Raw genomic sequence first — 15,674 nt, 5'->3', positions numbered from 1 at the left:
GGCAGGGCGTCGCCCTGCCCCCTTCGCTTGCGAGCCTCCTGCTCCGCTGCCGCCTACAGAATCTTAGCCAGGAAACCTTTCGTGCGGTCCTTCTGCGGATCGGAGAAAAGCGACTTCGGCGCTCCCTCCTCCACGATCAGGCCGTCATCCATGAAGATCACGCGGTGGCCGACCTCGCGGGCGAAGCCCATCTCGTGGGTGACGACGACCATCGTCATGCCTTCGATCGCCAGCGTCTTCATCACCTGCAGCACCTCGCCCACCATTTCGGGGTCGAGCGCCGATGTCGGCTCGTCGAAGAGCATGACATTCGGGCCCATCGCCAGCGAGCGGGCGATCGCCACCCGCTGCTGCTGGCCGCCGGACAATTCGTCCGGATAGCTCGCTTCCTTGCCCACCAGCCCGACCTTGGCCAGCAATTCGCGCGCGACCTTGTCAGCCTGCGCCTGCGCCACCTTCTTCACCTTGCGCGGCCCGATCGTGACGTTCTCCAGAATGGTCAGATGCTTGAAGAGATTGAATTGCTGGAACACCATGCCGACATGCTGCCGCAGCGTGTGGATGTTGGTCTTCGGATCGGTAAGCGTCATGCCGGCGATCTCGATCTCGCCGCTGGTCGCGGTCTCCAATCCATTCAGGCAGCGCAGAAACGTGCTCTTGCCGCTTCCCGAGGGGCCGATGACGACGACCACCTCCTTCTCCTCCACATGGGTGCTGATCCCCTTCAGGATCTCGTTGTGGCCGAAGGATTTGTGAAGGTCTTTAACGTTTATCAACTTGAAGCCTCCTCTCCAGGTAGGACGCGAATTTCGACAAGGAGAAGATGAGGACGAAGTAGAGAGCCGCGATCAGGCCCCATATGGCAAAGGACGCGAACGTCTCGGCGATCACGATCTCGCCCTTGTAGACCAGTTCTGCAATGCCGACCGGCGCCAGCAGCGAGGTGTCCTTGATCGTCTGCGCCGCCTGGTTGACCAGCGGCGGGATCATGCGCTTGAACGCCTGCGGCAGCACGATGTAGCGCATCGTCTGGAAGCCGTTCATGGCGATGCTCTGGGCGGCTTCCTTCTGGCCCCGGTCGACGCCCAGAATGCCGGCGCGGATGATTTCGGTGACGTAGGCGCCTTCGTTCAGGCTGAGCGTGATCGCCGCCGCCAGGATGGGATAGGTCAGCTGTCCGAACCACTGGTTGACGGGCAGGATCGCCGGCAATCCGAGCACGATGAAGAACAACTGCACCAGCAGCGGCGTCGACCGGAAAATCTCGACATAGGCGGTGGCGATCCACCGCAACGGCGCGACCGTCGACAGGCGCATCAGCGCCGCGATGAGGCCGATCACCACCATCAGGATGATGGCGACGACCGAATACTGGATCGTCAGCCGTAGGCCGTCGAGGAGAACGGGTAGGTTTTGCCGGATGGGGTCCATGAGCAATGCCTTGGATGTCTAGTCCCGGGCCTGCCCGCCGGAGGCGCGCTGCCCGTGGTGTTGATCCACGGGCTTTGCGTTCACCTGACGGGCGGTCGGGAGGCCGAGCTATCTGCCTTTCAGACGACCTGGCGATGCTCAGCCGGAAATCGCGACGGCGGCCGGCTTCTGCACGTCGTTGACCACGCCGCTGGTATCGCCGCCGAAATAGGTCTGGAACAGCTTCTGGTACTCGCCGCTCTGCCTGATCTTGGCGAGACCGTCATTGATCTTCTCGACCAGTTCCGGCTTCTGCTTGCTGATGGCGATGCCGTAATACTCGCCTGTCAGCAGCGGGCCCACGGTCTTGGTGTCCTTGTGAGCGGTCATGAAGTTGACGTTGACGGGATTGTCGAAGATGACGGCATCCGCGCCGCCGGTCTCCAGCGCCTGGTAGGCGGCGTCGATGCTCTGGAATTGCTTGATGTAATCCTGCGCGAACCCGTGACCGGTCAGATAGTCGACCGATGATGTTGCCTTCTTGGTGGCCACCACATGGCCTTTCAGGTCATCGAAGCCCTTGATGTCGGAATCCTGCTTCACCAGCACCGACAGGCCCGACTTGTAGTAGGCGTCGGAGAATTCGACATTCTGCATGCGGCTGGTCTTGATCGTTATGCCGGCGACCGCGGCGTCGATCGAGCCGGCCTGCAGGCTCGGGATGATGCCGTTGAACGGCAGCGTCTTCAGGCTGACCGTCATGCCCTCGGCCTTGGCGATCGCCTTGATCATGTCGATGTCGAAGCCGGTGACCTCGCCATTCGTCTCGGTTTCGAACGGCGGGAAGGTCGTATCGGCGCCCACGACGATCGTCGTCGCGCTCTGCGCGACCGCCACCGAGGTTGCTCCGAATGACAGCACGAGGCCGGAAGCCAATGACGTGGCCAGCACGATGAGCGACTTGTTTTTCACGGATGTCTCCTTTTCGGCGGGCATTCGTCAGCGTCGAGCAAGTCAACGATGGGGAGTGCTGCTTGAATGCATGAACTCTGGGCCCGTCCAGAGCCATCTGGATCGGCGGGGACCCAAGTCAAGACTTGGAGATGCTTCACATTTGCGTTTTGGATTGGGCCACGTCTGGCGTGGCCGCCCTTTTGCCGGCGGTCAAGCGAGCTGGCGGATGATGCCTCAAGCCAGCTTGGCCAGAAGCTTCATGAACGTGGCGATTTCCTTGCTGGTCAGCGGCGCCAGCGTTTCCTGCGTGATCTCCCTTGCGAGCGGGATGAGCCGTTCGATCGCCGCGCGGCCATCCGGGGTCAGATTGACCAGCAGCCGCCTCTTGTCGACTTCATGTTTGGACAGCTCGACAAGGCCGCGCGCCTTGAGCCGGTCGATGACGCCCTTCACCGTCGCCGCGTCCATGGCGATCATCGTGCCGAGTTGGTTCTGCGAGGTCTCGCCGACATCGCGCAGCTTGGCCAGCGCCGCGAATTGCGGCGGCGTCAGGTCGCCGATCCGGCCGGCGAAGATCGAGACATGGCGCTGGTGCGCCTTGCGCAGGATAAAGCCGACCTGCTCCTGCAGGAGGTAATCCTGATCGTCCGGCCCTTCGGCCTCGACCAGCTTGAGCAGATTGTCCTCGGCGCTCACCGCAGCCCGTCCCAGGCTTTTATCTGATCGGCCGTCAGGCCGCCCATGCGGTTGTGGATGCGCGGCCCGCAGGTCATGGCCAGACAGAACAGGATTTCGTCAGGGCGCGGGCCGTCGCTGATGCCCACTTCCATGGCGTCGAAATGGCTGCGCACATAGGCGGCGTTGACGTGGCCGATCGGGACGTCGAGCTTCGAGCCGAAGGCGCCGACTTTCTTGGCCGACGGCACGATCGCCTTGGCGTCGCCCAGACGTTCGCGCATGGCGTAGCCTCCGGGCACATGCCAGAGCGCTCCGTGTTCCAGTTCGCCCGCCGTGCCGACAATGGCGCCCTTGCCGTAGCCGTCGATCTGCTTCACATCGCCGCCAAGCGCGGCGATCAGCCGGTCGGTGAGCAGCAGGCCGAGCGGCTTTAAATCCTCCATCGCGCTCTGCAGATCCTCGACGTAGCGCCCGGCGAACGGGTTTTTCACCACGGCCATCGCCGCCGCGCGTCGACGCGGCACGTCCACGGCCGGGCCGCCTTCGTGAAAGATCTCTTCGCTCAGCACCGCGATCTTGCGGATCGGAAACTCAGGCATGGGCAACTTCCTCCCTCGGATTCTTCTTGGGCGCGGCGAGTGAGACCGAGCCGCTGATACGGGCCTCCCCGGCAAGAAACAGCGCCGATGCGGCGATCAGGCCGCGCCGGCGGAAATCTTCGGCGACGGCAAGGCCATTGTCCAGCGCCCGAGCCACTTCGCCAGGCGCAAGCGTGCCGACGCCTTGTGTCACCAGCCGCGCGCCAAGGTCGCTGTCCGGCGACAGGTCGCGTGCGGGAATGCGGCTGATGGCGGGATTGCCGGGCAGATCCACCGCATTGGCGATAAGCGTCGCCGCCGCATCGGCCTCGGCGCCGGTGCGGGCGAGCACGGTGACGGCGTCGGCAATGCCCAGCGAGAAGGAGCGGCCGCGCCAGCCGCTGGTGGCGACGCCGCGCACGCCATCCTCGGCGCGGATCGTGATCCGGTCGGCCATGCCATTGCCGGTGCCGGCGACCGCCAGCCCCATCGACCGGCCCTTGCCGATGTGGAGCGCGCTGTCGCCGCCATTGTTGACATAGGCGCGGTCGAGCTTGCGGCCGGCGAGCAGCGCGGCAAGCATTTCGTCGGCTACCGATCCCGCGACGGCGGCCATCGGCGTGATGAAACATTCCGCCAGCGGCATGACGGCAGCTTCCATGCGGCGCGCCGTCGGGCCGGCGAAGCTGCGCGGCGCCAGGAAAAACGCCGGCAGCCGCAGTTCCGGAAGCTCTTCGACCAGTTCGAGCAGGATCGTCTGGAAGCGCGTAACGGCCTGCTCATAGGCCAGACGGCACTCATCCGCGTCGCCAAAGGCCTCGACGATCAAGTCGATCGGCCCATGGTTGAGATGCAGCCGCTTGCCGTCCTGCAGCCAGTGTGCCTGCGGGCCCTCCATCATCAGGCCCCGTTCGGCGCGGCACGCCGCAATTGCGCCAACGGCGGCCAGGGATTGCCTGATGGCGCACCACTGCCTTGCCGCGCATTGAGGTATTCGCCGCCTTTGGCGACGATGTCCGCGACGCTGCGGATCTCGGCCTCGTAGCCGCCGAGCCTGATGTAGTCGTCGCGACGCAAGGTGAACTCGATCGGCGCCACCAGCGCCGGCGTCGGCACATAGCCGAAGGCGCCTTCCGGCACCCTTGTGACATCGACCATCAGCGTGATGCCGCCGCCCGGCCAGACATAGACAGGCGCTCCGCCGACCGTGACATAGGTCTTCAGGCCCTGTACCGAACGGGTTAGGTTGACCGGGTTTTCGGTCACGCCGGCGCGCAGCGAGCCGCCGGCGCCGCCGATGAACAGCACGGTGCAGAGAGCCGGCTCGCAATTGTCCTCGATCAGGTTGACCGATTTTTGCAGCCGGTCGGGAAACGGTTTCTGGACGGGCTTCAGATCGTCGTCGAGCTCGTAATAGGCGAACTGCTCGCCGGTGGTCGAAACCATCAGCAGCGACAGGCCCGGCCGCGCGCCCTTCTTGGCGTTCCAGTCGCCAAGGATCGACAGCGGGTCGTCTATGCTGGTGCCGCCCCAGCCGAGACCGGGCTCGGAGACCTTGAAATAGCGGCCCGGCGTCGAACGACGCCCGATAATCTTTATCCCCGTATCCTGCCAGCCCAGCACCTTGCCGGCCTGGTGCTCGGAAACGACGCCGGTGATGTGGTCGTCGACCACCACCACCTCGTCGACCAGTCCTCGCCATTGCGTGGCGAACATGCCGATCGTGGCCGAGCCGCAGCCGACGCGCATGCGGTGTTCCTGCTTGCCATCTATGACAGGTGCTTTGCCGGTTTCGACTGTTATGGTGGCGCCGCCATCGATGGTCAGTTCCACCGGTTTGCGGTTGCACAGGTCGAGCAGCGCATCGCAGGTCGCCCGGCCTTCCGCCTTCGAACCGCCCGTCAGGTGATGCACCCCGCCAAGCGACAGCATCTGAGAGCCGTATTCGCCGGTCGTGACATGGCCGATCGCCTCGCCCTGCGAGCGCACGACAGCCGTTTCCGGTCCGATATGCCGATCCGTGTCGATCTTCACCTTGACGCCGCAATACGAAAAAATGCCTTCGGTCACCACGGTGACGAGGTCGACGCCTTCGACCTCCTGGCTGACGATGAACGGCGCCGGCTTGTAATCCGGATATGTGGTGCCGGCGCCGATCGCGGTGACGAAACGGCGGCCTGTGTTGACCAGTTCGCCGTTCCACGTCTCGCCCTCGGCGACGAAGGGCACCATCGCCGCGCCGGTCCCGGCCGCGTGGTCGAGGATGGTCAGCGGATCCATGCGCATGATGCGGCCGGCGACATTGCCATAGCGGTCGCAGGCGCCGGTGCGGCCGTCCGCGATGTAGCACATGACCGGGCAGGCATCGCAGCGGATCTTTTCCGCCACCAGCTTCTCGCCGGGATCATGGGTTTCGAAACGTTCGGCAAGCTCGCTCATGCGCGTGCCTCCTTGTCGCGGATCGCCGCCAGGATGCGGCTTGGCGTCGCCGGCACCTTGGTGACCAGGACGCCGGTGGCATGGCGGATGGCATTGAGGATTGCCGGCGCCGTCGGGATCAGCACATGCTCGCCCAGGCCCTTGGCGCCGAACGGCCCTTCGGGATCCGGCACCTCGACCAGGATGGTCTTGATGTCAGGCACGTCGCCGATCGTCGGGATGAGATAGTCGTGCAGGTTCTCGGTGCGGCCGGGGATATACTCCTCCATCAGCGCCATGCCGATGCCTTGCGCGATGCCGCCTTCGATCTGGCCTTCGACCAGCAGCGGGTTGATCGCCTTGCCGACATCGTGCGCGGCGGTGATCTTCAAGAGCTTCACCGTGCCGAGCTTGAGATCGACCTCGAGCTCCGCGATCTGCGCGCCATAGCCGTAGACGGCATAGGGTTTGCCCTGGCCCTTGGCGTCCAGCGGCAGGGTGGGCGGGTCGTAGGTCTCCTCGGCGCGGAAGACGAAGCCGTCGGCATCCGTGTCGAGCGCGGCAAGGTCGATATGGCGCGTCGCCTCGCCCTCATGGATGACGATCGCCGGACCGTCCAACCGGAGGGATGCTCTCTCCGAGACGTTGGCGAAGCGCAGGATCTTGTCGCGCAGGGCGCGTCCGGCCTTTTCAGCTGCCTTGCCGGTCACGAAAGTCTGGCGCGAGGCCGACGTCTTGCCGGCGTCGGGGCTGATCGCCGTGTCGGCGCTCCTCAGCCGGAATGTCTCCAGCGGCAGGCCGAGCGCGTCGGCGCAGATCTGGGTGATGACGGTGTTGGAGCCCTGGCCGATGTCCACGGCGCCCTGGTGCAGCACGACCACGCCATCGGCGGCGATACCGACGCGGATGGTCGACGGGTTGGGCAGCGAGGTGTTGCCGCAACCATACCAGCACGATGCCACGCCGGCGCCGCGCTTGGTATCCGCATGGATATGGTTGAAGGCGTCCGCGTCCGCCGTTGCGCGCGCCCAATGCGGCCGCAGCGCCTCGAGGCATTCGGCGATGCCGACACCGGAGTCCAGACGCTGCCCGGTAACCGTTTCGGAGCCGTTCCGAAGGCAGTTTTTCAGACGGAAATCGAGGCGGTCCTTGCCGAGCTTTCCGGCCAGCTCGTCGTAAAGCGTCTCCTGCATGATCGTCGCCTGCGGCACCCCGAAACCGCGGAAGGCGCCGGAGATCGGCCCATGCGTATGGATGGCGCGGCCTTCGGCGCGGTAGTTGGGCGTCGCATAGGGTCCGGACGCATGCACCGGCACGCGATTGGCGACCGTCGGTCCCCAGCTGGCGTAGGCGCCGGTGTTGAAATCGCCCGCGAACACCATGCCGGTGACAAGACCATCGGCGCTGGCGCCGATCGTGGCTTTCATCTCGGCGGGATGGCGCTTGGTGGTCGACATCATCGATTCATTGCGGGTGTAGGCAAGGGCTGCCGGCCGCCCCGTCTTCAGCGCCACCAGGCCGATCAGCGGCTGCAATGAAACGTCGAGTTTCGAACCGAAGCCGCCGCCGGTCGCGGTCGGCACGATGCGCACCTTGTCGACGGCAAGGCCGAGCACCTTGGCGGTGTCGTCGCGGTCCATGTAGGGCGCCTGCGTACAGGCGACGATGACCAGCGTGTCGCCGTCGAGATAGGCGTGGCCCGCTTCCGGCTCGATATAGGCGTGCTCGACATAGGAGGTTTCGATGGCGCCCGTCACGGTGATGGCCGCATCGGCAAGCGCCGCCTCTGGGTCGCCGCGTTCGACAAAGCCCTTCGTCAACAAATTGGCCGGACGGCTTTCATGGATCAGCGCCGCGCCTTCGGCCTTCGCCTCGGCGGGGTGGAGAAAATGCGGTAGCTCACTCCACCGGATCGGGAAATCCGACAGGTCGAGGTCGAGCATCGCCTCGCGTTCGCCGGCGACCAGCGCCACCGCCTCGCCGCGCAGCCGGGCAAAGCCTTCGGCCAGCGCCGGCTGGTCGGCGAACGGGCCGATGACGCCGAAACAGTTTTTTCCCGGAATATCGGCTGCAGTGAAGACGCCGGCGATGCCTGGATGCGCTTTAACCCACCGGTCGAGGTGGCCGAAGGCGAATCTGGCGTGGTAGTGCGGGGAGCGGATGACCAGCACCGCCAGCGCATCGGCGGGAAAGGAATCGCCGCCGAACTTTTCGTCGCCAGTGACTTTCGGGATGCCGTCGAGCCTGACCGGGGAGGAGCCTACCGCATTGCCTGAGAGAGGCATCCTGCGATCGAGGCCGATAGCTTCGCCCTTCTCCCCGTTCAACGGGGAGAAGGTGCCGGCAGGCGGATGAGGGGCGGCGCCACTCATTGCCAGTTCGTATCTTCCCGCTTCCATCACCGCCGCGATGATCTTCCGGTAGCCGGTGCAGCGGCACAATATGCCGCCCAGCGCATCCTGTACCTCGATCTCGGTCGGCGTGGGCGCCTTCTCCAGCAGCGCGGTCGCCGCGACCAGCAGCGCCGGCGTGCAGATGCCGCATTGTGCCGCGCCATGGGCGAGGAACGAGGCCTGCAGCGCCGACAACCGGCCATTGGCGAGCCCTTCGACCGTCGTTACGGCCGCTCCGGACACGGACGCCGCCGGCATAAGGCAGGCGCAGACGGGAGCGCCGTCGACCAGCACCGTGCAGGCCCCGCAATCGCCGGCGTCGCAGCCGACCTTGGTGCCGGTGAGCCGCAATTCGTCGCGCAGCACGGACGACAGCCGGCGCAGCGGCGGCACGTTGACGGAGACAGCGGCGCCATTGACCGCGAAGGCGATGTCGGCGCGCCCGAGCTCGGGCCGGCCCCTACCGAGCAGAGCATCGTCAGCCGGAACCCGGCTCATGTCCGGCTGAGTGTTGCTCATGCCACTGCCACCATATGCTCGTTCGTCGGATCGGCGGCCATCAGCACGGCCCGGGCCACGATCTCCCGCACCGCGTCCAACCGGTACTCCGCGCTGCCGCGCACATCGGCGATCGGCGATAGTTCAGCCATCGGCGCTGACTGGACGGCATCACCAAGGCCGCGATCGGCCGGCAACCCGACCAATCCGGCCTCGACAGCGGCAAGCCGCCTGGCGACGGCCGAACATGATCCGACGGCGACAGTCGCGTGCGTGACAGTTCCGTCCTCGATCGTCAGCCGCGCCGCCACCATGGCGATGGAAATGACCAGATAGCGCCGCGCGCCGAGCTTGACGAAGGCCGACGTGCCGCTCGCGGCAGGCTTGGGAATACAGATCGCCGTCACCATCTCGCCAGGCGCCAGGGCCGTGCGCCGGTTGCCGAGAATGAATTCGGACAAAGGCAGATGGCGCGTCGCGGCCGCTGAGCGCAGTTCAACCTCGGCATTGAGCACGAGCAGGCCGGGCACACCATCGGCGGCCGGCGAGGCGTTGCAGAGATTGCCGGCGACGGAAGCGACGTTCTGGATCTGTGGCGAGCCCACTTCCCGTGCCGCCTGTTTCAGCGCGTCGAAGGCCGGCGGCAGGGGATGGCGGATAATGTCGGTCCATGTCGTGCGCGCGCCGATGACGAAATGATCGTCCGTCTCGGCGACACCGCGTAGCGGGGCGAGAGCGTTGATATCGAGCACATTGTCGCGGAACGGCCTAGCGCCCTGCGCCGGATAGAAGTCGGTGCCGCCGGCAAGGATACGCCACGCGCCCTCGCCAAGCAGCGCGAGCGCCTCCTCGACCGTGGTGGGTTTCGCGTAACGGATCACGCCTGCCTTCCCAAAAGAGGGGCCTTCCCCGAAATCGGCCCTTCCGGGGTGTTTGCCCCGGGATGATCTTGCCGGCGCGAGAGCCGGAAATTCATTCGTATGCAAATGATATCAAGCTGGCGGAATTTGTCAAAGCCAGAGTTGGCGCCGTCATCCCGGCCACAACGCGATTGTTATGTCCCCGGAGGTTGACGCGGCCGTTCATCTGGTCAAGTTTCTGCGTCCGGTCGCGTCAGCGGCATCTTTCTACTGGAGCCTGAGCCCAACACAGAGAAGAAGGAGGCCCAATGGCCGACGAAGCGCTTGTTGTCATCGACCTTCAGAACGACTTTTGCCCTGGTGGAGCGCTGGCGGTGACCGGCGGCGACGAGATCGTGCCGTTGGTCAACGACATGATCCGGCGCAACGACCATGTCGTGTTGACGCAGGACTGGCATCCCGCCGGCCATTCCAGTTTCGCTTCCAGCCATCCGGGCGCGCAGCCCTTCACTTCGATCGAGATGGCCTACGGGCCGCAGACACTGTGGCCGGACCATTGCATCCAGGGCAGTCTCGGTTCGGATTTCCACTCTGGCCTTGCCTGGACCAAGGCCGAACTCGTCATCCGCAAGGGTTTTCGGCCCGACATCGACAGCTATTCGGCCTTCTTCGAGAACGACCACAAGACGCCGACAGGCCTTACCGGCTATCTGAGGGAGCGCGGCATCAACACCATTACCCTGGTCGGCCTCGCCACCGACTACTGCGTCGCCTATTCGGCGCTCGATGCCGTCAGGCAAGGCTTCAGGACGACGGTGCGGCTGGATGCCTGCCGCGCCATCGATCTCAACGGGTCCCTTGAGGCGATGATCGCACGCATGCGCGAAGCCGGCGTGACGCTCGAAGATCATCTGACAGACTGAACCGGCCTTTGGAAAATGGCTCCCTCACCCGGATCGCCAACCGAATTGCAAAGAGCAATTCGCGGCAATCCGACCTCTCCCCGAGGGGAGAGGAGACGGCAAGCGTCTGCGCCAAGCCTCTTCTCCCCTCGGGGAGAAGGTGGCCGCGTAGCGGCCGGATGAGGGGGCCTTTTTCATATTCGTTCCCCCTGCGGGCGATATGCGTCACGGCTCTCGCCGTGCTGTTCCCTGCAGAAGCTCTTGCCGCCGACGCTCACGAACTGCCCGGCGCCGCGATGTCGCTGTGGTGGGCGCTGCCCTTTGGCGGCCTTCTGCTGTCCATCGCCACCGGACCGCTGCTGTTCCACCACGTGTGGGAACATCACTACGGCAAGATCGCGGCGCTGTGGGCCGCGCTGGTCATCGTGCCGCTGGCGCTTGCCTTTGGCGTGCCTTCGGCAACCGGGGCGGTGCTGCATGCGCTGCTCACCGAATACATGTCCTTCATCATCCTGTTGTTCGCGCTGTTCACCATTTCGGGCGGCATCCTGGTCGCCGGCAACATCCATGGCACGCCGCTGGTCAATGCCGGGCTGCTGCTGACCGGCGCGCTGCTTGCTTCGGTGATAGGCACGACGGGCGCCTCGATGATCCTGATCCGCCCGATCATCCGCGCCAACGACGCCAGGCCGTTCAACGCCCATGTCGTCGTTTTCTTCATCTTCCTGGTCTCCAACATCGGGGGTTCGCTGACGCCGCTTGGCGACCCGCCTTTGTTCGTCGGTTTCCTGCGCGGCGTCGACTTCTTCTGGACCACCACCAATCTCTGGCGCGAGACGTTGTTCACCGGCGGCGTCGTGCTGGCGGTGTTCCTCGCCCTCGACATCATCCTGCACCGTCGCGAAGCCGGCGCGCCCAAGATCAAGGATCCGACACCGGACTCGAAGGTGCGCATTCGCGGCCTTCCTAACCTGCCGCTGCTGGCCGGCGTGATCGGCGCCATTCTTCTGTCAGCGACATGGAAGCCCGGCGTGAGCCTCTCGATTCACGGCGTCAATCTGGAATTGCAGAACCTGGTCCGCGACGCCGTCATCCTGGCGCTCGCCTTCGTCTCGCTGGCGGTTTCGCGCAAGGAATACCGCGAGGCGAACGGCTTCAATTGGGGGCCGATCGCGGAAGTGGCGAAATTGTTTGCCGGCATCTTCATCTGCATCGTGCCGGTGGTCGCCATCCTCAGGGCCGGGCACGATGGCGCGCTGGCGCCACTGGTCGCGCTCGTCAACTCGGCGCAAGGCACGCCCAACGACCTCGCCTATTTCTGGCTGACCGGTGCGCTGTCGTCCTTCCTCGACAATGCGCCGACCTATCTCGTGTTCTTCGAGCTTGCCGGCGGCGACCCGCACCACCTGATGACCGAATTCGCCTCGACATTGGCGGCAATCTCGGCGGGCGCGGTGTTCATGGGCGCCAACACCTATATCGGCAATGCGCCCAACTTCATGGTCTACGCCATCGCGCGCCAGCGCGGCGTCGCCATGCCGGGCTTTTTCGGATACATGGCCTGGTCGGGGCTGGTGCTGATCCCGACCTTCGTAGTCGCGGGCTTCCTGTTCTTCGGCTGATCAGCCCACGCCAACATAGCGCCTGACCGCCGACGGATCGGCGCGCAGCGCCTCGACATCGACCGTCTCGCGGTTGCGGCCGTTTTCGATGAAACAAACCCGATCGGCGACCGATAGCACCGCATCGACGCGCTGTTCGACCAGGATGGTCGAGACATCCATGTCGCGCAGCTTCGACACCGTCTCGCGGATTTTCGCGATCATCGACGGCATTAGCCCTTCGGTCGGCTCGTCGAGCAGCAGCACTTGCGGTTCCAGGCACAGCGCGCGCGCCATCGCCAGCATCTGCTGCTCACCGCCCGACAAGGTGCCGGAGCGTTGCCGCAGCCGCTGGCGCAGCAGGGGAAAGAGATCGAGGACATTGTCGCGCACCGCCTTGCCCTTGCCACGCGCCATTAGCCCGATTTCGATGTTTTCGGCCACCGTCATTTCGGCGAACAGCCGTCTGCCTTGGGGGACATAGGCGACGCCCGCCTTCGGCACGTCATGTGCCGGCAGGCCGGTCAATTCCTGGCCCGCCAGTTTGATCGAGCCGGTGCGCGCTGGAACCAGACCCATGATCGCCTTCAGCGTCGTCGTCTTGCCGGCGCCGTTGCGGCCGAACAGGCACAGCACTTCGCCCCGGTTCAGCTCGAGGTCGAGGCCATAGAGCACCTGGACCTCGCCATAGAAGCAGTCCAGTCCCGAAATGGTGAGAGCCTGGGACATCGCCTCGGTCATGGCGCCGTTCCCAGATAGGCTTCCTGCACCGCCGCGTTCTCGCGGATCTGCTCCGGCGTGCCCTCGGCCAGGATCTTCCCGGCATTGAACACGGTGATGCGGTCGGCCAGTTGCATGACGACCGGCATGTTGTGCTCGATCAGCAGCACGGTGGCATTCTCGGCGATCTCGCGCACCAGCGTGATGAAATTGTCGATCTCGCTGTCGGCCAGCCCCTGCGTCGGCTCGTCCAGGATGAGCAGGCGCGGCTTCAGCGCCAGCCCCATTGCCACCTCCAGCAGGCGCTGATGGCCGTAGGACAATTGCCCGGCCGGTGTGCGGGCGCGTTCCGCCAGGCCGGTGCGCTCGAGCGCCGTCATGACGCCGTCGCGCACGGCGCCTTTCGAGCGGTTGTCGCTCAACGTGCGCTGCACCGGCAGCGCCACATTGTCATAGGCGCTGAGGTTGGCGAACACGCTGGTGATCTGGAAGGTGTAGGCAATGCCGCGGCGGACCCTGACATAGGCCGGCAGGCCGGTGACGTCGGCGCCGTCGAAGACGACCGCGCCTGACGATGGCTGGATGCGGCCGCTGACCAGGCTGACAAAGGTGGTCTTTCCCGCGCCGTTCGGACCGATCAAGGCACGGATCTCGCCCGGCATCAGGGCGAAGTCGACATTGTCGACCGCGCGCAGGCCGCCAAAACTGCGCGACAGGCCCTTGGTGATCAACAGCGGCGTCATGGCAGCCACCGGAGCCAGCGCTGGCGGATGGTGCCCAGAATGCCCTTGGGGAAGAACAGCACCAGCAGGATCAGCGCCACGCCGACGATCAGCAGATAGGCCGATGTGTAGCCGCTGGTGATGTCGATGACGTAGTACATGAACAGCGTGCCGATCAGCGGACCGAGCGTCGTGGCGGCGCCGCCGAGCAGCACCCAGAGCAGCGGCAGGATCGAATACTGCACCGAGGCGAAGTTCGATCCGACATAGCCGAACAGCAGCGCATAGGCGGCGCCCGAGGCGGCGCAGATGGTCCCCGAGATCGCCACCGCCAAGAGCTTGTTGGAAAAAGTGTCGAAGCCCAGCATCTTCGTCCGCTCCTCGTTCTCGCGGATCGCCACCAGCACCCGGCCATAGCGGGAGCGGACGATAGCCAGAGTGGTCAGAAGTACGACCGAAAACAGCACGAGCGCGCTCATGTACCGAACTGTCGGATTGGTGAGGTCAAGCGAAGTCGCACCGAAGTTCAATACCCGCGCCGGCTGCGGCACGACCTGGCCCTGATCGCCGCCGGTCCACGTCGCGAAATAGAGGATCAGGAGATAGAACACCTGCGCGAACATCATGGTGACGATCATAAACGCGACACCGGTGGTGCGTAGCGCCAGCAGGCCGATGATGAGGGACAGAACGGCACCGCAGGCAAGGCCGGCAGCGAAAGCCGCCGGCACGCTCCAGCCAAGCTGGATGATGGCAAGGCCGGCGCCGTAGAGCCCGGCGCCGAAGAACATGGCATGGCCGAGGCTGAGCAGGCCGACATAGCCGAACAGGATGTTGTAGCCCATGGCGAAGACGGCCAGCACCATGATGCGGGCGAGCAGGCCGTGATAATAATCGGGCAGCACGAAGTTCATGAGGAAAAGCAGCGCGATGACGCCGAGATGCAGACCGTAGGCTTTTGCCGGCGAAGCTTCGCTCATCGCGACGCCGTTCCGAACAGGCCTTGCGGGCGGAACACCAGCACCATGGCGACCACCAGCGTGGCGATGATCTTGGCCAGCGTCGGCGAGAAGAACATCGAGATGATGCCGTCGGAGAGGCCGATCAGCACGGCGGCGACCACGGTGCCGCGCAGCGAGCCGAGGCCGCCGATGATGACGACGATGAAGGAGAGCAGAAGCGGATCCTGTCCCATCAGATAGTGCGCCTGGCTGATCGGCACGATCAGCACCGCCGCGACCGCCGCCAGCATGGCACCGAGCGCGAAGACGCCGCCATAGACGCGGCCGACCGGAATCCCGAACGCCTGCGCCGTCTCGGCGTCATATTGCGTGGCGCGCATGACGAGACCGATCCTGGTGCGCGTCAGCACCAGCCATGTCGCGGTGAGCAGCAGCGCGGAAGCGGCGATGATGGACAGCTTGTAGCCGGAATAGCCGAACCATGGCAGAAGAATGCGGTAGCTGAACGGTGGCTCCACAGGGCGCGCCTCCGGACCATAGAAGGTCAGCGCCAGCTGCTGGATGATGTAGAGCATACCGATGGTGGCGACGATAGTGGCTTCGGGATTGTAGTTGAGCCGGCGCAGCACCAGCCGCTCGGCGACCAGCGCGATGGCGCCGACGATCAGCGGCGCGATCACCAGTGCCGCCAGGAAGCCAAGCGCCGGATGGCCCGAGACCGCTGTCGAGATCGCCCAGGCGAGCACGGCGCCGAGCATGAAGAACTCGCCATGCGCGACATTGACGACGCGCATGACGCCGAACACCAGCGACAGGCCAAGCGCCGTCAGCGCCAGCACGGCCGAGGTGACGAGGCCCTCGAGGGTGGCGAGCAGGAGATGGGGGCCGAAGTGCATGAGGCTACCCGGTTAGGGAGGCGCGAGGCCCCCCTCTCTGTCCTGCCGGACATCTCCCCCTCAAGGGGGGAGATTGGCAGCT

15 protein-coding genes are annotated in these 15,674 nt (G+C 65.1%); 2 read left to right on the top strand and 13 right to left on the bottom strand.

Going from position 1 to position 15,674, the window contains the following annotated elements; all coding sequences use genetic code 11:
- Positions 1–53 precede the first annotated feature (53 nt).
- The 9 genes from J0I79_RS08505 to J0I79_RS08465 form a co-directional block, all read right to left on the bottom strand.
- Complete coding sequence (locus tag J0I79_RS08505) at positions 54–776, bottom strand: amino acid ABC transporter ATP-binding protein (protein ID WP_292856422.1); 723 nt, start codon at positions 774–776, stop codon at positions 54–56.
- Positions 763–1,431 (bottom strand): amino acid ABC transporter permease, encoded by a 669-nt coding sequence (locus J0I79_RS08500; RefSeq protein WP_292856420.1) that lies wholly within the window; start codon positions 1,429–1,431, stop codon positions 763–765. The genes J0I79_RS08505 and J0I79_RS08500 overlap by 14 nt, the downstream gene beginning before the upstream one ends.
- A 138-nt stretch (positions 1,432–1,569) precedes the next feature.
- Complete coding sequence (locus J0I79_RS08495) at positions 1,570–2,382, bottom strand: basic amino acid ABC transporter substrate-binding protein (RefSeq protein ID WP_292856418.1); 813 nt, start codon at positions 2,380–2,382, stop codon at positions 1,570–1,572.
- Positions 2,383–2,598: 216 nt separating this feature from the next.
- Positions 2,599–3,060, bottom strand: a complete 462-nt coding sequence (locus J0I79_RS08490; RefSeq protein WP_292856416.1) for a MarR family transcriptional regulator — start codon at positions 3,058–3,060, stop codon at positions 2,599–2,601.
- The gene (locus J0I79_RS08485) at positions 3,057–3,641 is read right to left on the bottom strand and encodes an amino acid synthesis family protein (RefSeq protein ID WP_292856414.1); all 585 of its coding nucleotides are present in this window, start codon (positions 3,639–3,641) and stop codon (positions 3,057–3,059) included. The genes J0I79_RS08490 and J0I79_RS08485 overlap by 4 nt, the downstream gene beginning before the upstream one ends.
- Positions 3,634–4,518 (bottom strand): UPF0280 family protein, encoded by an 885-nt coding sequence (locus J0I79_RS08480; RefSeq protein WP_292856542.1) that lies wholly within the window; start codon positions 4,516–4,518, stop codon positions 3,634–3,636. Before J0I79_RS08480 ends, J0I79_RS08485 begins: the two co-directional genes overlap by 8 nt.
- A 2-nt stretch (positions 4,519–4,520) precedes the next feature.
- Positions 4,521–6,059, bottom strand: coding sequence for a 6-hydroxynicotinate reductase (locus J0I79_RS08475; RefSeq protein ID WP_292856412.1), 1,539 nt, complete (start codon positions 6,057–6,059; stop codon positions 4,521–4,523).
- Positions 6,056–8,929, bottom strand: coding sequence for a molybdopterin-dependent oxidoreductase (locus tag J0I79_RS08470; protein ID WP_292856540.1), 2,874 nt, complete (start codon positions 8,927–8,929; stop codon positions 6,056–6,058). The genes J0I79_RS08475 and J0I79_RS08470 overlap by 4 nt, the downstream gene beginning before the upstream one ends.
- Before the next feature lie 17 nt (positions 8,930–8,946).
- On the bottom strand, positions 8,947–9,810 hold the full coding sequence (locus J0I79_RS08465; protein ID WP_292856410.1) for a xanthine dehydrogenase family protein subunit M: 864 nt from the start codon (positions 9,808–9,810) through the stop codon (positions 8,947–8,949).
- A gap of 287 nt (positions 9,811–10,097) precedes the next feature.
- On the opposite strand from J0I79_RS08465, the gene pncA reads away from it, so the two are divergent.
- Both pncA and J0I79_RS08455 read left to right on the top strand, forming a co-directional pair.
- Complete coding sequence (gene pncA / locus J0I79_RS08460; protein WP_292856408.1) at positions 10,098–10,712, top strand: bifunctional nicotinamidase/pyrazinamidase; 615 nt, start codon at positions 10,098–10,100, stop codon at positions 10,710–10,712.
- A 158-nt stretch (positions 10,713–10,870) separates the two neighbouring features.
- Positions 10,871–12,313, top strand: a complete 1,443-nt coding sequence (locus J0I79_RS08455; protein WP_292856406.1) for a sodium:proton antiporter — start codon at positions 10,871–10,873, stop codon at positions 12,311–12,313.
- Here J0I79_RS08455 and J0I79_RS08450 read toward each other — a convergent pair whose 3' ends face one another.
- The 4 genes from J0I79_RS08450 to J0I79_RS08435 are packed head-to-tail and all read right to left on the bottom strand — an operon-like array spanning position 12,314 to position 15,592.
- Positions 12,314–13,033: an ABC transporter ATP-binding protein gene (locus J0I79_RS08450; protein ID WP_292856404.1), complete on the bottom strand. Its 720-nt coding sequence runs from the start codon at positions 13,031–13,033 to the stop codon at positions 12,314–12,316.
- The gene (locus tag J0I79_RS08445) at positions 13,030–13,755 is read right to left on the bottom strand and encodes an ABC transporter ATP-binding protein (RefSeq protein ID WP_292856402.1); all 726 of its coding nucleotides are present in this window, start codon (positions 13,753–13,755) and stop codon (positions 13,030–13,032) included. Before J0I79_RS08445 ends, J0I79_RS08450 begins: the two co-directional genes overlap by 4 nt.
- Positions 13,752–14,714, bottom strand: coding sequence for a branched-chain amino acid ABC transporter permease (locus tag J0I79_RS08440; RefSeq protein ID WP_292856400.1), 963 nt, complete (start codon positions 14,712–14,714; stop codon positions 13,752–13,754). Before J0I79_RS08440 ends, J0I79_RS08445 begins: the two co-directional genes overlap by 4 nt.
- Complete coding sequence (locus tag J0I79_RS08435; protein ID WP_292856398.1) at positions 14,711–15,592, bottom strand: branched-chain amino acid ABC transporter permease; 882 nt, start codon at positions 15,590–15,592, stop codon at positions 14,711–14,713. The genes J0I79_RS08440 and J0I79_RS08435 overlap by 4 nt, the downstream gene beginning before the upstream one ends.
- Between the last annotated feature and the right edge of the window lie 82 nt (positions 15,593–15,674).

Source organism: Mesorhizobium sp. (assembly GCF_017306585.1).
GTDB lineage: Bacteria > Pseudomonadota > Alphaproteobacteria > Rhizobiales > Rhizobiaceae > Mesorhizobium.
Note: the sequence above shows the minus strand (reverse complement) of the source record. Positions and strands in the feature narration are given on the sequence as shown.